17 protein-coding genes are annotated in these 14,661 nt (G+C 63.5%); 15 read left to right on the top strand and 2 right to left on the bottom strand.

The annotated features are described in order from the left end of the window. The first annotated feature begins 72 nt into the window (after positions 1-72). The 8 genes from EN943_RS13665 to EN943_RS13630 all read left to right on the top strand — a co-directional run bounded on the left by EN943_RS13665 (position 73) and on the right by EN943_RS13630 (position 5,617). Positions 73-723, top strand: coding sequence for a hypothetical protein (locus tag EN943_RS13665; RefSeq protein WP_127412997.1), 651 nt, complete (start codon positions 73-75; stop codon positions 721-723). Between the two features lie 157 nt (positions 724-880). Further along, positions 881-1,360, top strand: coding sequence for a transcriptional regulator NrdR (nrdR, locus tag EN943_RS13660; protein WP_023810227.1), 480 nt, complete (start codon positions 881-883; stop codon positions 1,358-1,360). Between the two features lie 2 nt (positions 1,361-1,362). Continuing rightward, positions 1,363-2,478 carry a bifunctional diaminohydroxyphosphoribosylaminopyrimidine deaminase/5-amino-6-(5-phosphoribosylamino)uracil reductase RibD gene (gene ribD, locus EN943_RS13655; protein ID WP_127412996.1) on the top strand — a complete coding sequence of 372 codons (1,116 nt, stop codon included), beginning with the start codon at positions 1,363-1,365 and terminating at the stop codon, positions 2,476-2,478. 11 nt (positions 2,479-2,489) lie between these two features. Further along, positions 2,490-3,107, top strand: coding sequence for a riboflavin synthase (locus tag EN943_RS13650; protein ID WP_127412995.1), 618 nt, complete (start codon positions 2,490-2,492; stop codon positions 3,105-3,107). Continuing rightward, on the top strand, positions 3,107-3,310 hold the full coding sequence (locus tag EN943_RS13645; protein ID WP_127412994.1) for a DUF1778 domain-containing protein: 204 nt from the start codon (positions 3,107-3,109) through the stop codon (positions 3,308-3,310). The genes EN943_RS13650 and EN943_RS13645 overlap by 1 nt, the downstream gene beginning before the upstream one ends. Positions 3,311-3,417: 107 nt before the next feature. After that, complete coding sequence (gene ribH / locus EN943_RS13640) at positions 3,418-3,912, top strand: 6,7-dimethyl-8-ribityllumazine synthase (RefSeq protein ID WP_127412993.1); 495 nt, start codon at positions 3,418-3,420, stop codon at positions 3,910-3,912. Continuing rightward, entirely contained in the window at positions 3,909-4,409 is a 501-nt protein-coding gene (nusB, locus tag EN943_RS13635) for a transcription antitermination factor NusB (protein ID WP_013532244.1), read from the top strand. The genes ribH and nusB overlap by 4 nt, the downstream gene beginning before the upstream one ends. Beyond that, positions 4,406-5,617 (top strand): MFS transporter, encoded by a 1,212-nt coding sequence (locus EN943_RS13630; protein ID WP_127412992.1) that lies wholly within the window; start codon positions 4,406-4,408, stop codon positions 5,615-5,617. The genes nusB and EN943_RS13630 overlap by 4 nt, the downstream gene beginning before the upstream one ends. 7 nt (positions 5,618-5,624) lie before the next feature. Here the strand turns inward: EN943_RS13630 and EN943_RS13625 are convergent, their stop codons facing one another. Then, positions 5,625-6,197, bottom strand: a complete 573-nt coding sequence (locus EN943_RS13625) for an NADPH-dependent FMN reductase (protein ID WP_013532242.1) — start codon at positions 6,195-6,197, stop codon at positions 5,625-5,627. Between the two features lie 205 nt (positions 6,198-6,402). Here EN943_RS13625 and EN943_RS13620 point away from each other — a divergent pair, with 205 nt between their 5' ends. The 5 genes from EN943_RS13620 (at position 6,403) to EN943_RS13600 (ending at position 12,595) form a co-directional block, all read left to right on the top strand. Then, positions 6,403-7,314 carry an ABC transporter substrate-binding protein gene (locus EN943_RS13620; RefSeq protein WP_127412991.1) on the top strand — a complete coding sequence of 304 codons (912 nt, stop codon included), beginning with the start codon at positions 6,403-6,405 and terminating at the stop codon, positions 7,312-7,314. A 55-nt stretch (positions 7,315-7,369) separates the two neighbouring features. Next, the gene (locus EN943_RS13615) at positions 7,370-8,533 is read left to right on the top strand and encodes an ABC transporter permease (RefSeq protein ID WP_127412990.1); all 1,164 of its coding nucleotides are present in this window, start codon (positions 7,370-7,372) and stop codon (positions 8,531-8,533) included. Next, positions 8,530-9,468: an ABC transporter ATP-binding protein gene (locus EN943_RS13610; RefSeq protein ID WP_127412989.1), complete on the top strand. Its 939-nt coding sequence runs from the start codon at positions 8,530-8,532 to the stop codon at positions 9,466-9,468. Before EN943_RS13615 ends, EN943_RS13610 begins: the two co-directional genes overlap by 4 nt. Continuing rightward, positions 9,465-10,214, top strand: a complete 750-nt coding sequence (locus EN943_RS13605; protein ID WP_127412988.1) for an ABC transporter permease — start codon at positions 9,465-9,467, stop codon at positions 10,212-10,214. Before EN943_RS13610 ends, EN943_RS13605 begins: the two co-directional genes overlap by 4 nt. 239 nt (positions 10,215-10,453) lie before the next feature. Then, complete coding sequence (locus EN943_RS13600; RefSeq protein WP_127412987.1) at positions 10,454-12,595, top strand: sodium-translocating pyrophosphatase; 2,142 nt, start codon at positions 10,454-10,456, stop codon at positions 12,593-12,595. 276 nt (positions 12,596-12,871) lie between these two features. Here the strand turns inward: EN943_RS13600 and EN943_RS13595 are convergent, their stop codons facing one another. Continuing rightward, a complete protein-coding gene (locus EN943_RS13595) occupies positions 12,872-13,384 on the bottom strand; it encodes an outer membrane protein assembly factor BamE (RefSeq protein ID WP_023810238.1) in 513 nt (170 codons plus the stop codon). A gap of 114 nt (positions 13,385-13,498) precedes the next feature. Between EN943_RS13595 and EN943_RS13590 the strand changes: the two genes are divergently transcribed. Together EN943_RS13590 and EN943_RS13585 are read left to right on the top strand one after the other, a co-directional pair. Then, the gene (locus tag EN943_RS13590) at positions 13,499-14,047 is read left to right on the top strand and encodes a ubiquinol-cytochrome C chaperone family protein (RefSeq protein ID WP_127412986.1); all 549 of its coding nucleotides are present in this window, start codon (positions 13,499-13,501) and stop codon (positions 14,045-14,047) included. Further along, positions 14,044-14,592 (top strand): DUF177 domain-containing protein, encoded by a 549-nt coding sequence (locus EN943_RS13585; protein WP_127412985.1) that lies wholly within the window; start codon positions 14,044-14,046, stop codon positions 14,590-14,592. Before EN943_RS13590 ends, EN943_RS13585 begins: the two co-directional genes overlap by 4 nt. Positions 14,593-14,661: the final 69 nt, after the last annotated feature.

Raw genomic sequence — 14,661 nt, 5'->3', positions numbered from 1 at the left:
ATAGGAAGTCTTACCGCCTGCTGCAACGCCAAGCGTCGTTTCAGCAGGCCGGGGCGACCGGCAGGAGCCTTGATGATGCGACCATTTCGTTTCGCCGACCTTGGCGCCGTTGGCGCTCTGGCCGCTTTGATCGCCGTGCCTTTCCCCGGCATCGCCTTGGCGCAAACCGCCTCTGCTCCAGCCGCGCCCGCGCAACCCGCACCTCAGGCCGAGACCGCGGCGCCCGCCCAGGCGGCACCCAAGCTCGAAACCTTCGGCAGATGGTCGACCCTGGTCGACGAGATCGACACTGGTGAGGATCTGCGCAAGACCTGCGCGGCCTCGACCGCCTTTATCGGCGCTGGCGGCGAGAGCGGCGTTCTGACGCTCATCATCACGAATGGCGATGCACTGCCGCCGGATGCCTACCCGTCCATAACGATCGCCGTCGACAACAAGGCCTTGCCGGCCGGCAAGTCGGTTGCCGCCACTTTCGGCGACGACAAGGGCCGCGTCACTGCCAAGCTGCATTCCGATGGCGCCGTCAACGGCCGGCTCAGCTGGACCGCGGACAACCAAGCCAAGACTAGCCTGGCGCTTCTGCGCGCCATGCGCCGGGCATCGGTGCTTGACGTCTCCTTCGGCGATGCGCCGGTTGGAAGCATATCCATGGACGGCTTCACCAAGGCCTATCGCAGTCTCGGCGCATCGTGCGGTTTTCCGACCGCCGACGTAGCTCCCTGAAAACATCGGTACGGTGTGCGGCTGCTGGGCGAGGCTGGCAATCCTGCTCGCGCCTCGCTATCTCTGAAGGGCGAGGGGCTGTTGGCGACACTTTGCCATCGCTGCAAAAACCTCTAAGCCTTTCGCTTCACCAGATTCGCCAACCAAAGGCTTCTCCATGCGCTGTCCCTATTGCCAGTCGGAAGATACGCAGGTGAAGGATTCGCGCCCCGCCGAGGATGGCGCAGCGATCCGCAGGCGGCGCGTCTGCCCCGATTGCGGCGGCCGCTTCACCACCTTCGAGCGCGTGCAGTTGCGCGACCTCGTCGTGGTCAAGAAATCGGGGCGCAAAGTGCCCTTCGACCGCGACAAGCTGTTGCGTTCGGTGGAGATCGCCGTGCGCAAACGCAATGTCGATCCCGAGCGCATCGACCGCGCGGTGACCGGTATCGTGCGCCAGCTCGAAAGTTCCGGCGAGACGGAGGTTGCTTCGGGAGAAGTCGGCCGGCTGGTCATGGAAGCGCTGAAGTCGCTCGACGATGTCGCCTATGTCCGTTTCGCCTCGGTCTACCGCAATTTTCGCGAGGCCAAGGATTTCCACGAATTGCTGGGCGAGTTGAAGGGGGACGAAATCAAGGGTGAAGAGGAAGCCAGCTGAGCATGACTGCAAGCGAACAGGCCGCCCTTGATCGCCGCTTCATGGCGGCGGCACTCAGACTGTCGCGAAAAAATGCCGGGCGCACCGCGACCAACCCGTCTGTCGGTACGCTGATCGTACGCGATGACGGCAACGGTCCGATGATCGTCGGTACCGGCGTCACCGCCGTCGGCGGACGCCCGCATGCCGAGACCGAGGCCCTGGCCGAGGCCGGCGATCTCGCGCGCGGCGCCACCGCATACGTCACGCTGGAGCCTTGCGCCCACCATGGCCGCACGCCGCCTTGCGCCAATGCGCTGGTCAATGCCGGCGTCGTGCGCGTCGTCGGTGCCGCCAGCGATCCCGATTCGCGCGTGTCCGGCAAGGGCTACGCAATCCTGCGTGCCGCCGGTGTCGAGGTGGTCGAGAAGGTGTTGGCCGAGCAAGCCTCCGAGCAGATGGCCGGCTATTTGATTCGTTCGTTGAGAAAACGCCCGGAAGTGATTCTCAAGCTTGCGCTTTCCAGCGACGGCAAGATCGGCAGGGAAGGCGAGGGACAGGTGTCGATCACCGGCGATATCGCGCGCCGCGAAGTGTATCTGATGCGGGCCGAGGCGGACGGCATACTGGTTGGCATCGGCACGGCCCTTGAGGACGATCCGGCCCTGACGGTGCGTTTGCCGGGGCTGGAGAACCGTTCGCCTGCCCGCATCGTGCTCGACCGCCAGATCCGGTTGCCGGAGGCCTCGAAACTGGTTTCGGGCGTCGACCGGGTGCCGCTCTATATCGCCGCTTGCCTGGAGGCCGATCCGCTGCGGCGGGCAGCACTCGAACGCGCCGGCGTTCGCTTCATCGGCACCGAGACCCATGAAGGCGGCGTAGCACTACCGGAATTGCTCGAGGATCTGGCCGCGCTCGGCATGGCAAGCGTGCTGGTCGAGGGCGGCGCCAGGGTGGCGAGCGCCTTCCTGGCCGACGAACTGGTCGACCGCATTGTGCTGTTCCAGGGACCGGAAGCGATCGGCGATGACGGCATTGCATCGCCTGTTGACGCTGACCATATCCCGGCAGGCTTTCGCAAGCTGCGCGAGATGCGCTTTGGCGAAGACAGCTACGCCGAGTGGATAAGAGATTTTTAGGATCAACACCGATGTTCACCGGAATTGTCACCGATGTCGGCACTGTCGCTTCCGTCAAACCTCTGAGGGAAGGGGTGGGGCTGCGCATCGACACAGCCTATGACCCGCAGACCGTCGCCATCGGCGCCTCGATCTCCTGCGGCGGCGTCTGCCTGACAGTGACGGCCTTGCCCGACAGTGGCTCGAATGCGCGCTGGTTCGAGGTTGAAGCATGGGAGGAAGCCTTGCGGCTGACCACGGCCTCGGGCTGGAAATCCGGCACCAAGGTCAATCTGGAGCGGGCGCTGAAGATTGGCGACGAACTCGGCGGCCACATCGTTTCGGGCCATGTCGACGGCATGGCCGAGATCATCGAGCGCAAGGATGAGGGCGACGCGGTGCGCTTCACGCTGGAGGCGCCGCGCGATCTGGCGAAGTTCATCGCGCCCAAGGGTTCGGTCGCGCTCGATGGCACCTCGCTGACCGTCAACAAGGTCGAAGGCACGCGCTTCGACGTGCTTCTGATCCACCACTCGTTGACCGTGACCACCTGGGGCGAGCGCAAGGTCGGCGACCGCGTCAATCTCGAGATCGACACCATGGCCCGCTACGCAGCGCGGCTGGTCGAGGCGGCGAAAGAGGGGCTTTGATGACCAAGGACAGGGTGAATTCCACGCAGGAAGACAAGTTGATGCGTGAGGTGCAGGCCGATGTGAACACCGAAGATCACTCGCAACTCGATCTGTCCGTTAACGACAGCAGAGTCTTCGTTGAAGCCTTGATCAATCCTCGATCGGTGAACGATCGTCTGCGCGATACCGTGCGTCGCTACCGTCACAATACAGGCGTGTGAGCACTGGAAACCAATAAGTTCTGCGGACCTTCGGCAACGTGGACAATCTTCCGCTTGCGATGAACCCGGCTTCGGCCTAAGTCACCGGCAACTCCCCGGAGACTTTTATGGCTGGTACATCCCAACACGGCAAAGCCTTCATTCGTCCGAAGGCGAAGGCGCATCTGCTCATTGTCGAAGCGCGCTTTCACGACGACCTTGCCGACGCGCTGCTCGACGGCGCGACAAGCGCGCTCGATGAAGCGGGCGCGACTTACGATGTCGTCACCGTTCCAGGTTCGCTCGAGATCCCCGCGGTGATCTCCTTTGCACTGGACGGCGCGACGGGAGGCGGCACAGACTATGATGGTTTTGTCGCGCTCGGCACCGTCGTCCGCGGCGACACCTATCATTTCGACATTGTCGCCAATGAATCCAGCCGTGCGCTCATGGATTTGAGCGTGCAGGACTCGGTCTGCATCGGCAATGGCATCCTCACCACCGAGAATGACGCCCAGGCCTGGACTCGCGCCAAGCGCTCGGAAGGCGACAAGGGCGGCTTTGCCGCGCGTGCGGCCCTGACCATGATTGCCCTCAAGGAACAATTGGGAGCGCGATCGTGAGCGAACCGGCGTCGCCCGGGCAGCCCGCGATGCGCCACGCCAACAAGCGCGGCGCTGCCCGTCTTGCCGCCGTGCAGGCGCTCTATCAGATGGATGTCGCCGGCAGCGGTGTCTTCGAGATCACCGCCGAGTACGAGGCGTTTCGCCTTGGCAAGGAAGTCGACGGCGCGCTGTATCGCGAGGCCGATGCGCAATGGTTTCGCGCTATCCTGGCGGGTGTCGTCGAGAACCAGAAGACCATCGATCCGATCATCCGCCAGGCGCTGACCGAGGACTGGCCGCTGTCGCGGCTCGATTCGACGCTGCGCGCCATCCTGCGCGCCGGCGTCTACGAACTGATGAAGCGCGAGGATGTCCCGGTCGCAGTCATCGTCTCCGAATATGTCGACATCGCCAAGGCCTTCTACGAGGAAGACGAGCCGAAGCTGGTCAATGCCGTGCTCGACCGTGTGTCACGCCGGGTGCGTGGCGAGGGGCGAGGCAAGGACGCATCATGACGGCAATCGCCGTCGAGGCAGGCAGGGAGGCGCGCCGCACGGCGCTGATCCTGGCCGCCTCGCAGGCGATCATCGGCTCGGCCGCTCCCATCGCCATCTCCGTGGGCGCGCTGGCCGGGCAATATCTGCTTGGTCCCGACAAATCATTGGCGACAGCGCCGGTCACCGGCTTCAACATCGGCGTGGCGCTCGGCGCGCTGCCTGCAGCGGCCATCATCCGCAGAATGGGCCAGCGCGGCGGCTTCATGACCGGAACCATCGTCACGGCGCTTGGCGGCCTCGTCGCCACGCTTGCGCTTTTTCAAGGCAGCTTCTGGCTGTTTGCCTTTGGCTTGCTCACGATCGGTGTCGGCGGCGCCTTCGTCCAGCAGTTCCGCTTTGCCGCCGCCGACAACGCACCGCCGGAATTCAAGGCGCGCGCCATCTCCTTCGTGCTGGCCGGCGGCATCGTCACCGCTATCCTCGGGCCGCAGATTGTCATCTTCACCCGCGAATCGCTGGCGCCGGTCATGTTTGCCGGTTCGTTCATCTCCATCCTGCCGCTGGCCGCCGTCGGCGCCATCATCCTGTCGTTCCTGCGGCTACCGGCGAAAGCATCCGGCAAGGTGGAGATCGCCGACAGCGATGCCAGGCCACTGGCTGAAATCGTCACGCAGCCGCGTTTCGTCGCCGCGCTTTTCTGTGCGGTCGGCAGCTACGCGCTGATGAGCTTCGTCATGACGGGCGCACCGCTGGCCATGGTCGGCTGCGGACTGTCGGAGACCGACGCGACGCTCGGCATCTCCTGGCACGTCATGGCGATGTTCGCGCCAAGCTTCTTCACCGGCTCGCTGATCCATCGCTTCGGCGCCGAACGCATTGTGACCACCGGCCTGATCCTGCTCATCGGCTGCGCCATTGTCGCTCTGTCGGGCCTGGCGCTGTGGCAGTTCTGGACGTCGCTGATCCTGCTAGGCCTTGGCTGGAACTTCGGCTTCATCGGCGCGACCGCAATGGTGGCCTCCACCTACCGGCCGTCGGAAAAGGGCAAGGTGCAAGGCTTCCACGACTTCGTCCTGTTCGGCTCCGTCGCCTGCGCCTCGCTGATGTCGGGCATGGTCTACAACGCCTGGGGCTGGGAGATGCTGAACTGGATCGTCTTTCCGGTCACCGTCCTGTGCTTCGTGGCGCTCGGCGCGCTGAAGGTGACAAGCGCGCGCCCGGCTTGACGCAAACCTATGCGTCCGGCGGCAACACTTGGAGCACCCGCGCTATGAACATGTGGAACTCAGCCATGTAGTTGCGTAGGAAGTCCTCGGTGGATTCGACCGTCACTTCGCCGTCGTCCGTAATCAGCCCCGGCGTGAACTGGATATAGGCTTCCGGCGCATTCATCTGGGGTGAGTTGCAGAAGCTCAGAACGCTGCGCAGGCTTTGTTGGGCGACAGCGGTTGCGATGGCGCCCGGCGATGTTCCGATGACGGCGGACGGTTTGCGCGCGAATGAATTCTTTCCATAGGGGCGGCTGGCCCAGTCGATCGCGTTCTTTAATCCGCCAGGAATCGAGCGGTTGTACTCCGGGGTAACGAACAGGACGGCCTGGACGGAGGCGATCGCCTTTTTGAAATCCCGGGCGACCGGCGGGAAATCCGCGTCATAATCGTAGCTGTAAAGGGGCAGATCCCTGAAGGCGATTTCCGTCATTTCAAGTTCCGGAGGAGCCAGTTGAACGAGCGCCTTCGCGAGCTTGCGGTTGATGGATTCCCGGGCAAGACTTCCAATGAGGTAGCCGACTTTGTGTATGGCCATGACACGCTCTCCGTGTTTTGCCACCCGCACCCTACGGCATTATCCGCCAGATGGCAGCAGATCGCCAGCGTCGCCTCAAAATCGCCCTTCCGAACAAAAATATTGCGCTGATCCCCCTTGTTATGAAACCGTGTGCCCCGACTGGCCGTTGAAGCCATGCTCATATGCGGTCATCGCGTTTCGGTTCATAGCAAGGGGTTTCACAATGTTTTCAGTCAAGTTTCTGGCCGGCGCGGCATTGGCGTTCGGCATCACGGTGACTTCCGCCAATGCCCAGGTAGTTGTCTCTTCGAAGATCGACACCGAGGGTGGCGTGCTCGGCAACATCATCCAGCTCGTCCTCAATGCCAACAACATCAAGACATCGGACCGTATCCAGCTCGGCGGCACGCCGGTGGTGCGCAAGGCGATTACCGCCGGCGAGATCGACATCTATCCCGAATACACCGGCAACGCCGCTTTCTTCTTCGAGAAGGCCGATGACCCGGTCTGGAAAGACGCCGCCAAGGCCTATGAAACGGCCAAGAAGCTCGACTACGACGCCAACAAGATCGTCTGGTTGTCGCCGTCGCCCGCCAACAACACCTGGGCGATCGCGCTGCGCAAGGAAGTCGCCGAAACCAACAAGCTCGCCACGCTCACCGATTTCGGCAAATATGTCGCGGGCGGCGGTCAGGTGGTGCTGGCGGCTTCCGCCGAGTTCGTCAATTCGGCGGCTGCACTGCCGGCCTTCCAGACCACCTATGGCTTCACGCTGAAGCCGGACCAACTGATCACCCTCTCGGGCGGCGACACGGCGGCAACCATTGCTGCGGCCGCCAACCAGACCAACGGCGCCAATGCGGCCATGGTCTACGGTACCGATGGCGGCATCGCACCGTCCGGGCTCGTCGTGCTCGACGACGACAAGGGCGTGCAGCCGGTCTACCAGCCGGCGCCGATCATCCGCGAAGCGGTGCTGAAGGAACATCCCGAGATCGAGACGCTGCTGAAGCCGGTCTTCGCCAAGCTCGACCTCGTCACGCTGCAGGAGCTGAACAGTCGCGTGCAGGTCGGCGGCGAGCCGGTCAAGGGCGTCGCCGAGGATTTCCTGAAGAAGAACGGCTTCCTGAAGTAGGACGATTCCGGCGCGCCGCTTTCGTGGCGCGCCGGATCGACTGACGGGGGAGGGCGTGAACATCCGCTTCGACAAGCTCGGCGTGGTCATCGCCGCGATATCAGCCTACGCGGCTTTTGCCGCGCCCTTTGCCACGTTCCGCGCCAACCGCATCGTCCCCGGCCAGGCGCGCTCGATTCTCGAGGCGCTGCCGACAACCACCGGGACGCTGCTGCTCGTCATCGTCGTCGCCGCAGCACTCATCGCGCTGTTCAAGACACCGCTTGCGCTGCGCCTTGCCGCCAGCGTGGTGGCGCTTGTCGCGCTCGCGCTGCTGATCGGCGTCGCCGGAACATTTCTCACGCCGGAGGGCAACACCTTTGCGAGAGTTTCGCCAGCCTCCGGTTTCTGGATTCTGATCTTTGCCTTCACGCTTTTGCTCGCCGATGTGCTGACACGGCTGAACCTGTCGCCCGTGGCACGAGTTGGCGTGCTTGTGGTCGCGGCTTTGGCGATAGGGCTGCTGTTGATTTCGGGAAGCTGGGACAATTTGTCGATCCTGAAGGAATATTTCAACCGCGCCGACAGTTTCTGGGCGGAGGGCTCCAAGCATGTGACGCTGGCGCTTGGTTCGCTGGCGGCTGCGGTGATCGTCGGCCTGCCGCTCGGCACCCTGTGCCATCGCGTCGAAAATCTGCGCGCCGGCGTTCTCAACGTACTCAACATCATCCAGACTATTCCCTCGATCGCGCTGTTCGGCCTGCTGATCGCGCCGCTCGGCTGGGTGGCCACGCATGTGCCGGGGGCCGCCGCGCTCGGCATTCGGGGCATCGGCACCGCACCCGCCTTCGTCGCGCTGTTCCTCTATTCGCTGCTGCCGGTGGTGGCCAACACCGTGGTCGGTCTCGCCGGCGTGCCGCGCGCCGCCAACGACGCCGCACGCGGCATGGGCATGACTGACAGGCAGCGCCTGTTCGGCGTCGAGTTTCCGCTGGCTTTTCCTGTCATCCTCACCGGCATCCGCATCGTCTTGGTGCAGAACATCGGCCTCGCCACCATTGCCGCGCTGATCGGCGGCGGCGGGTTCGGCGTGTTCGTCTTCCAGGGTGTGGGGCAGACGGCGATGGACCTTGTGCTGCTCGGCGCGGTGCCAACGGTCGCGCTCGCCTTTGCCGCCGCCATCATCCTCGATGCGGTGATCGAAATGACCGCCACCAGGCGCAGGGTTGAAACGGCATGATCGAGATCGAAGGCATTACCAAGCGCTATGACGCGACAACAGTGGTCGATGACGTTTCGATGGTCATCGAGCCGCGCACCATCGCCGTCATTGTCGGCACGTCCGGTTCCGGCAAGACAACGCTGCTGCGCATGATCAACCGGCTGGTCGAGCCGACCTCGGGCATCATCAAGCTCGACGGCGCCGACAATCGTTCGCTGCCCGGCTACGAGCTGCGCCGCAGCATCGGCTACGCCATCCAGGGCCACGGCCTGTTTCCACATCGCACGGTGGCACAGAACATTGCCACCGTGCCGGTGCTGCTTGGCTGGGACAAGGACCGTATCAAGGCCCGGGTCGACGAGCTGATGACGCTCTATCAGCTTGACCCCGAAGCCTTCGGGCCGCGCTATCCGCACGAACTGTCCGGCGGCCAGCAGCAGCGCGTCGGCGTTGCCCGCGCACTCGCCGCCGAGCCCAACGTGCTGTTGATGGACGAACCGTTCGGCGCCCTCGACCCGATCATCCGCACCAAGGCGCAGGAGGATCTGCTGGCGATCCAGAAGCGCTTCGGCACCACCATCATCCTCGTCACCCACGACATGGAAGAGGCCGTGCATATGGGCGACAAGATCGCGGTCATGGATGCCGGCAAACTGGTGCAATACGCCAGGCCGGCCGAGATCCTGGCGAAGCCGGCAAGCGCCTTCGTCGAGACCCTGGTCGGCGCCAGCGAAAGGCCATTCCGGCTGCTGTCGCTCGGTCGCGTGCGCGACGCCGTGGAGAAGGGCTCCGCCGAAGGCGAAGCGATCCCCGGCGACGCCAGCCAGCGCGACGCGCTGGCCGAACTGCTGTGGTCGGGCCGGCCCGCGTTGCCGGTCACAGGCGCCGACGGCAAGCCGCTTGGCCGCGTCACGGTCGACGGTCTGGTGAAACGCGCGGCGAGGCCGGCATGAAGGCCTGGCTTCCATCGTTGCTCAGGCTGGCCTTGGTGGTGCTGCTCGTTGCCTTCGTCACCAATCCCGGCTGGTTCGAGCCGCTGCTGAAGCCGCTGACCGAAAACAATGCGCCGGTGATCTACAACCAAGGCAGCCTGCTGACGCTGACATTGCTGCATTTGCGCACGGTTCTGATGGCCACGGTGGCCGCAACCATCGTTGCGGTGGCGCTTGCCATCCTGGTCACCAGGCCGGCCGGCGCCGAATTCTTGCCGCTGTCGCGCAGCCTGGTCAACATCGGCCAGACCTTTCCGCCGGTGGCGGTGCTGGCACTTGCCGTGCCGGCCGTCGGCTTCGGCGAGAAGCCGACGCTGATCGCCCTGTTTCTCTACGGCCTGTTACCGATCTTCGAAAATGCGCTGACCGGCCTGACGACGCTGCCTGCCAATGTCGTCGAAGCGGCGCGCGGCGCCGGCATGACCGGTTGGCAAAGGCTCACCAAGGTGGAATTGCCGCTCAGCGCCCCGATCATTCTCGGCGGCATCAGGCTGTCGGTGGTGATCAGCCTTGCCACCGCCACCATCGGTTCGACTGTGGCAGCCAAGACGCTGGGCGAAGTGATCATCGCCGGGCTGTTGTCCAACAATCTCGCCTTCATCCTGCAGGGCGGCCTGATCGTGGCAGCACTTGCCGTGCTGATCTATGACGGTTTGTCGGCCATCGAGCGCTACACGGCGCGCCGCATGGGCCGGGAGGCAGAGTAGCCGCGTCCTGCGTCAGGGCCAATTTCAATCGATCTAATAGGAGGGTGCTGACGGCAGTCGTCGCCTGGCCCAAACCATTTGGGCGAAAGCCGGGCAAAAACCGAACAATATCTTGACGTTCGCAGCCCTGTTTCGCATACACCGCTGCGAAGAGGCGGATTCCGTGCTCGGAATCCGGTCTTTGTCTCAACGGCCCAGGGAGGGGTTCTTTTGGGCCATCAATCGAGGAAAATCCGGCAATGACAATTATTTCCGCCGTCATCGCCTGCGGCCTGCTTTCAATCCTTTACGCCATCTGGGCGACACGTTCGGTCCTTGCGGCCGATCAGGGCAATGCACGCATGCAGGAAATCTCCGCGGCTATCCGCGAGGGCGCACAAGCCTATTTGGCGCGTCAGTACACCACCATCGCCATCGTTGGCGTCGTCGTCCTCGTGCTCGCCTGGTGGTTGCTGTCCATCACCGCCGCGATCGGCTTCCTGATCGGAGCGGTGCTTTCGGGCGCCGCCGGCTTCATCGGCATGCATGTCTCCGTTCGCGCCAACGTTCGCACGGCGCAGGCCGCATCGAACAGCCTCGCTGCCGGCCTCGATATCGCGTTCAAATCGGGCGCCATCACTGGCATGCTGGTTGCTGGCCTCGCCTTGCTCGGCGTGTCGATCTACTACCTCATCCTGACCCACTTCATGGGCCTCCAGCCCAATGACCGCATCGTCATCGACTCGCTGGTCTCGCTCGGCTTCGGCGCATCGCTGATCTCGATCTTCGCCCGCCTCGGCGGCGGCATCTTCACCAAAGGCGCCGACGTCGGCGGCGATCTCGTCGGCAAGGTCGAAGCCGGTATTCCCGAAGACGATCCGCGCAACCCGGCCACCATCGCCGACAATGTCGGCGACAATGTCGGCGACTGCGCCGGCATGGCCGCCGACCTGTTCGAAACCTATGCGGTGACCGTCGTCGCCACCATGGTTCTGGCTGCCATCTTCTTTGGCGGTACCGCCGTTCTGGGTGCGGCCATGCTTTATCCGCTCGCTATCTGCGGCGCCTGCATCCTGACCTCGATCGTCGGCACCTTCTTCGTCAAGCTCGGTTCCAACGGCTCGATCATGGGCGCACTCTACAAGGGCCTGATCGTCACCGGCCTGCTGTCCATCGTAGGCCTTGGCGTCGCCACCTCGGTCACCCTCGGCTGGGGTGAGATCGGCACCGTTGCCGGCATGGTCATCACCGGCAAGAACCTGTTCATCTGCGGCCTCGTCGGCCTCGTGGTGACCGGTCTCATCGTCGTGATCACCGAGTACTACACCGGCACCAACAAGCGCCCGGTCAACTCCATCGCTCAGGCGTCGGTCACCGGTCACGGCACCAACGTCATCCAGGGCCTTGCGGTCTCGCTGGAATCGACGGCGCTGCCGGCGATCGTCATCGTCGGCGGCATCATCTCGACCTATCAGCTCGCCGGCCTCTTCGGTACGGCGATCGCGGTCACGACGATGCTCGGTCTTGCCGGCATGATCGTTGCGCTCGACGCCTTCGGCCCGGTCACCGACAATGCCGGCGGCATTGCCGAAATGGCCGGCCTGCCCAAGGAAGTGCGCCAGTCCACCGACGCGCTCGACGCGGTCGGCAACACCACCAAGGCGGTGACCAAGGGCTACGCCATCGGCTCCGCCGGTCTCGGCGCATTGGTGCTGTTTGCCGCCTACTCTAACGACCTGAAGTTCTTTGCCGCCAATGGCGACAAATATCCCTACTTCCAGGGCATGGGCGAGATCTCCTTCGATCTCTCCAACCCATACGTCGTCGCCGGCCTGATCTTCGGCGGTCTGATCCCGTATCTGTTCGGCGGCATCGCCATGACGGCCGTCGGCCGTGCGGCGGGCGCCATCGTCGAGGAGGTGCGCAAGCAGTTCCGCGAGGATCCGGGCATCATGGCCGGCACCTCGAAGCCGAACTACGCCCGCGCGGTCGACCTTCTGACCAAGGCGGCAATCAGGGAAATGATCATCCCGTCGCTGCTGCCGGTACTGGCGCCGCTCGTCGTCTATTTCGGCGTGCTGCTGATCTCGGGCTCGAAGGCATCCGCTTTTGCCGCCCTGGGTGCCTCGCTGCTCGGCGTCATCGTCAATGGCCTTTTCGTCGCCATCTCGATGACCTCGGGCGGCGGCGCCTGGGACAACGCCAAGAAGTCCTTCGAAGATGGCTTTGTCGACAAGGACGGCGTCAAGCATCTCAAGGGTTCCGAGGCGCACAAGGCTTCGGTGACCGGCGACACGGTCGGCGATCCCTACAAGGACACCGCTGGCCCGGCCGTCAACCCGGCGATCAAGATCACCAACATCGTGGCACTCTTGCTGCTGGCCGTGCTCGCGCACGGCTGATCAAGGCTTCAGCCCGAAAAACCCGCGGGAGCGATCCCGCGGGTTTTTTGTTGAGCAATGCCATGTCGATGCGTCAACAAGCCGATCTCCGCCCTGTATGCGGTAAATGCGCCGGCATCTCATCTACCCGGCTTGGGTTTCGACGGCTTAAGCACCGCCGGCAAACATACCGGGACCTTGTCCTGAGCGTGGCCACAACAAAAACCCGCAGGATCGCTCCCGCGGGTTTTTGGTCGCCTGAGATGACGAGGCTTCCGGAATGGAAGCCGAAAGGAATTAGACGCCGCCGCCCGGAATGCTGGGTGCCAGCTTGCTGGCACCGTTGATGATCTGGCTGAGGAAGTTCTGGTCCTTGCCGCCGGTCGGTGTGGTGCGCGAGATGAAGTCGAACATCTTGCCGTCCTTCATCCCGTAATTGGCGATCTGGGTGACGCGGCCATCGGCGCCGAAATAGACCGCCAGCACATGCTGGTCAATGAGCCGTGGCTTGTCGAAGGCGACGTAGCGCTTGCGCGTCTGCGAAATGTAATAGAAGGCCTCGTTGTCGAAGGTCGCGGTCGTCGACGGCGTGCCGAGCGCCAGAAGCACCTGCTCGCGGCTCGAACCGACCGGCACCAGGTCGATTGCCTGCTGGTCTATGACGTAACCTTGCGTCAGCGTCTCACTCGGGCTGAGGTCGCCGATCATCTTGGAGGTGTGGCAGGCGGACAGTGCCGAAACGATCATCAGCAGCGAGATCGCGCCGGCGGGCCTGGACGAGAAGGTCGACTTGAAATTCAGCGCGCGCAACAACAACTCCATTAGCTGGCCGCAACTTGCGCTGGGCCGCGAAACCGGTAAACCAGCTTGCTTGCCGATGCAACAAGCCCACTTCAACAAACGGTCCCCAGGAGACCATCCCCAATGTTCCAGCGCTTTTTTGGCCGCGAACGCTACGCCAACCGCGCTATCACCGAGGCGCTTTACGCACAAATCGTGGCGGCGGCGCGGCAGACTGTGTTTTATTCCCACTGGAATGTGCCAGACACGCCGCTTGGCCGTTTCGAGATGCTGTCGCTGCACATGTTCCTGTTCCAGCACAGGTTGCGCGGTGAGGGCGGTGCGGCGCAAGAGGTCGCCCAGGTGCTGATCGACGAGTTCTTCCTCGACGTCGACCATTCGTTGCGGGAATTGGGCATTGGCGACGTTGGCGTGCCCAAACGCATGAAAAAGCTGGCAAAGATGTTTTATGGCCGAACCGCTGCCTATGACGATGCCCTGGAAAGAAACGACCATGAAGGGCTGACCGCGGCTCTTGCCCGCAATGTCCGGCCCGATGCGGGCGCCTGGCTGGAAGCATCGCTGCTGGCCAATTATGTTACCGACGCGCGCAGTCATCTGGCCGCGCAGACATCCGAATCGATTGTCTCCGGCACGCTGACCTTTCCCGCCGCCAAGGAGGTTGAACAATGAAGCATGTTGACCCGCAAAGCCCAGTCTCCTTCCGTGCAAACGTCACGCGCCTGCCGCAGAAGGGCTTGCCGCTGGTGATCGAGGCCGATGCCGCACAGCGTGCGGCACTGGCCGAGGAGCACGGGCTGATTTCGGTCGAATCCTATCGCGCCGAGCTTCTGGTCGCGTCGTGGAAGCGCAATGGCGTGAAGATAAGCGGTCGCGTCGACGCCGACATCACCCAGGCCTGCATCGTCACGCTCGAGCCTGTCGAAGCGCATATCGACGAACCGGTCGAAGCGCTGTTGCTGCCCGAGGATTCCAAGTTTGGACGGCAAGGTTTCGATGGTGGCGGCGAGATCCTGCTCGACGCGGAAGGCCCTGACAGTCCAGAGACATTTTCCGGTGACACGATCGATGTCGGGGCAATCGCCGAGCAGTATTTCGGGCTCGCCATCGACCCCTATCCGCGCAAGCAGGGCGCATCGCTCAACGCCGGCAGCGAGAACGAACCGGCGGAGAATGAATTTCAGCAAAAACTGCGATCCTTGCTGGGAAAATCCTGAAAAGCTCGCCCGCGACGGAAAAGTCGGTTGTGCGGCAGCCCAAAACCGTTATTTTCGCCGAACCTTCGC

It is taken from the genome of Mesorhizobium sp. M7A.F.Ca.US.006.01.1.1 (assembly GCF_003997935.1).
GTDB lineage: Bacteria > Pseudomonadota > Alphaproteobacteria > Rhizobiales > Rhizobiaceae > Mesorhizobium.
Note: the sequence above shows the minus strand (reverse complement) of the source record. Positions and strands in the feature narration are given on the sequence as shown.

Excerpts from the sequence above, each read along its gene's own strand:
- EN943_RS13625 (WP_013532242.1), bottom strand. The coding sequence starts at position 6,197 with ATGGCCATACACAAAGTCGGCTACCTCATTGGAAGTCTTGCCCGGGAA.
- ribD (WP_127412996.1), top strand. The coding sequence starts at position 1,363 with ATGACTGCAAGCGAACAGGCCGCCCTTGATCGCCGCTTCATGGCGGCG.
- EN943_RS13590 (WP_127412986.1), top strand. The coding sequence starts at position 13,499 with ATGTTCCAGCGCTTTTTTGGCCGCGAACGCTACGCCAACCGCGCTATC.
- EN943_RS13600 (WP_127412987.1), top strand. The coding sequence starts at position 10,454 with ATGACAATTATTTCCGCCGTCATCGCCTGCGGCCTGCTTTCAATCCTT.
- EN943_RS13610 (WP_127412989.1), top strand. The coding sequence starts at position 8,530 with ATGATCGAGATCGAAGGCATTACCAAGCGCTATGACGCGACAACAGTG.
- EN943_RS13620 (WP_127412991.1), top strand. The coding sequence starts at position 6,403 with ATGTTTTCAGTCAAGTTTCTGGCCGGCGCGGCATTGGCGTTCGGCATC.
- EN943_RS13650 (WP_127412995.1), top strand. The coding sequence starts at position 2,490 with ATGTTCACCGGAATTGTCACCGATGTCGGCACTGTCGCTTCCGTCAAA.
- EN943_RS13645 (WP_127412994.1), top strand. The coding sequence starts at position 3,107 with ATGACCAAGGACAGGGTGAATTCCACGCAGGAAGACAAGTTGATGCGT.
- EN943_RS13630 (WP_127412992.1), top strand. The coding sequence starts at position 4,406 with ATGACGGCAATCGCCGTCGAGGCAGGCAGGGAGGCGCGCCGCACGGCG.
- ribH (WP_127412993.1), top strand. The coding sequence starts at position 3,418 with ATGGCTGGTACATCCCAACACGGCAAAGCCTTCATTCGTCCGAAGGCG.
- nrdR (WP_023810227.1), top strand. The coding sequence starts at position 881 with ATGCGCTGTCCCTATTGCCAGTCGGAAGATACGCAGGTGAAGGATTCG.
- EN943_RS13605 (WP_127412988.1), top strand. The coding sequence starts at position 9,465 with ATGAAGGCCTGGCTTCCATCGTTGCTCAGGCTGGCCTTGGTGGTGCTG.
- EN943_RS13665 (WP_127412997.1), top strand. The coding sequence starts at position 73 with ATGATGCGACCATTTCGTTTCGCCGACCTTGGCGCCGTTGGCGCTCTG.
- EN943_RS13585 (WP_127412985.1), top strand. The coding sequence starts at position 14,044 with ATGAAGCATGTTGACCCGCAAAGCCCAGTCTCCTTCCGTGCAAACGTC.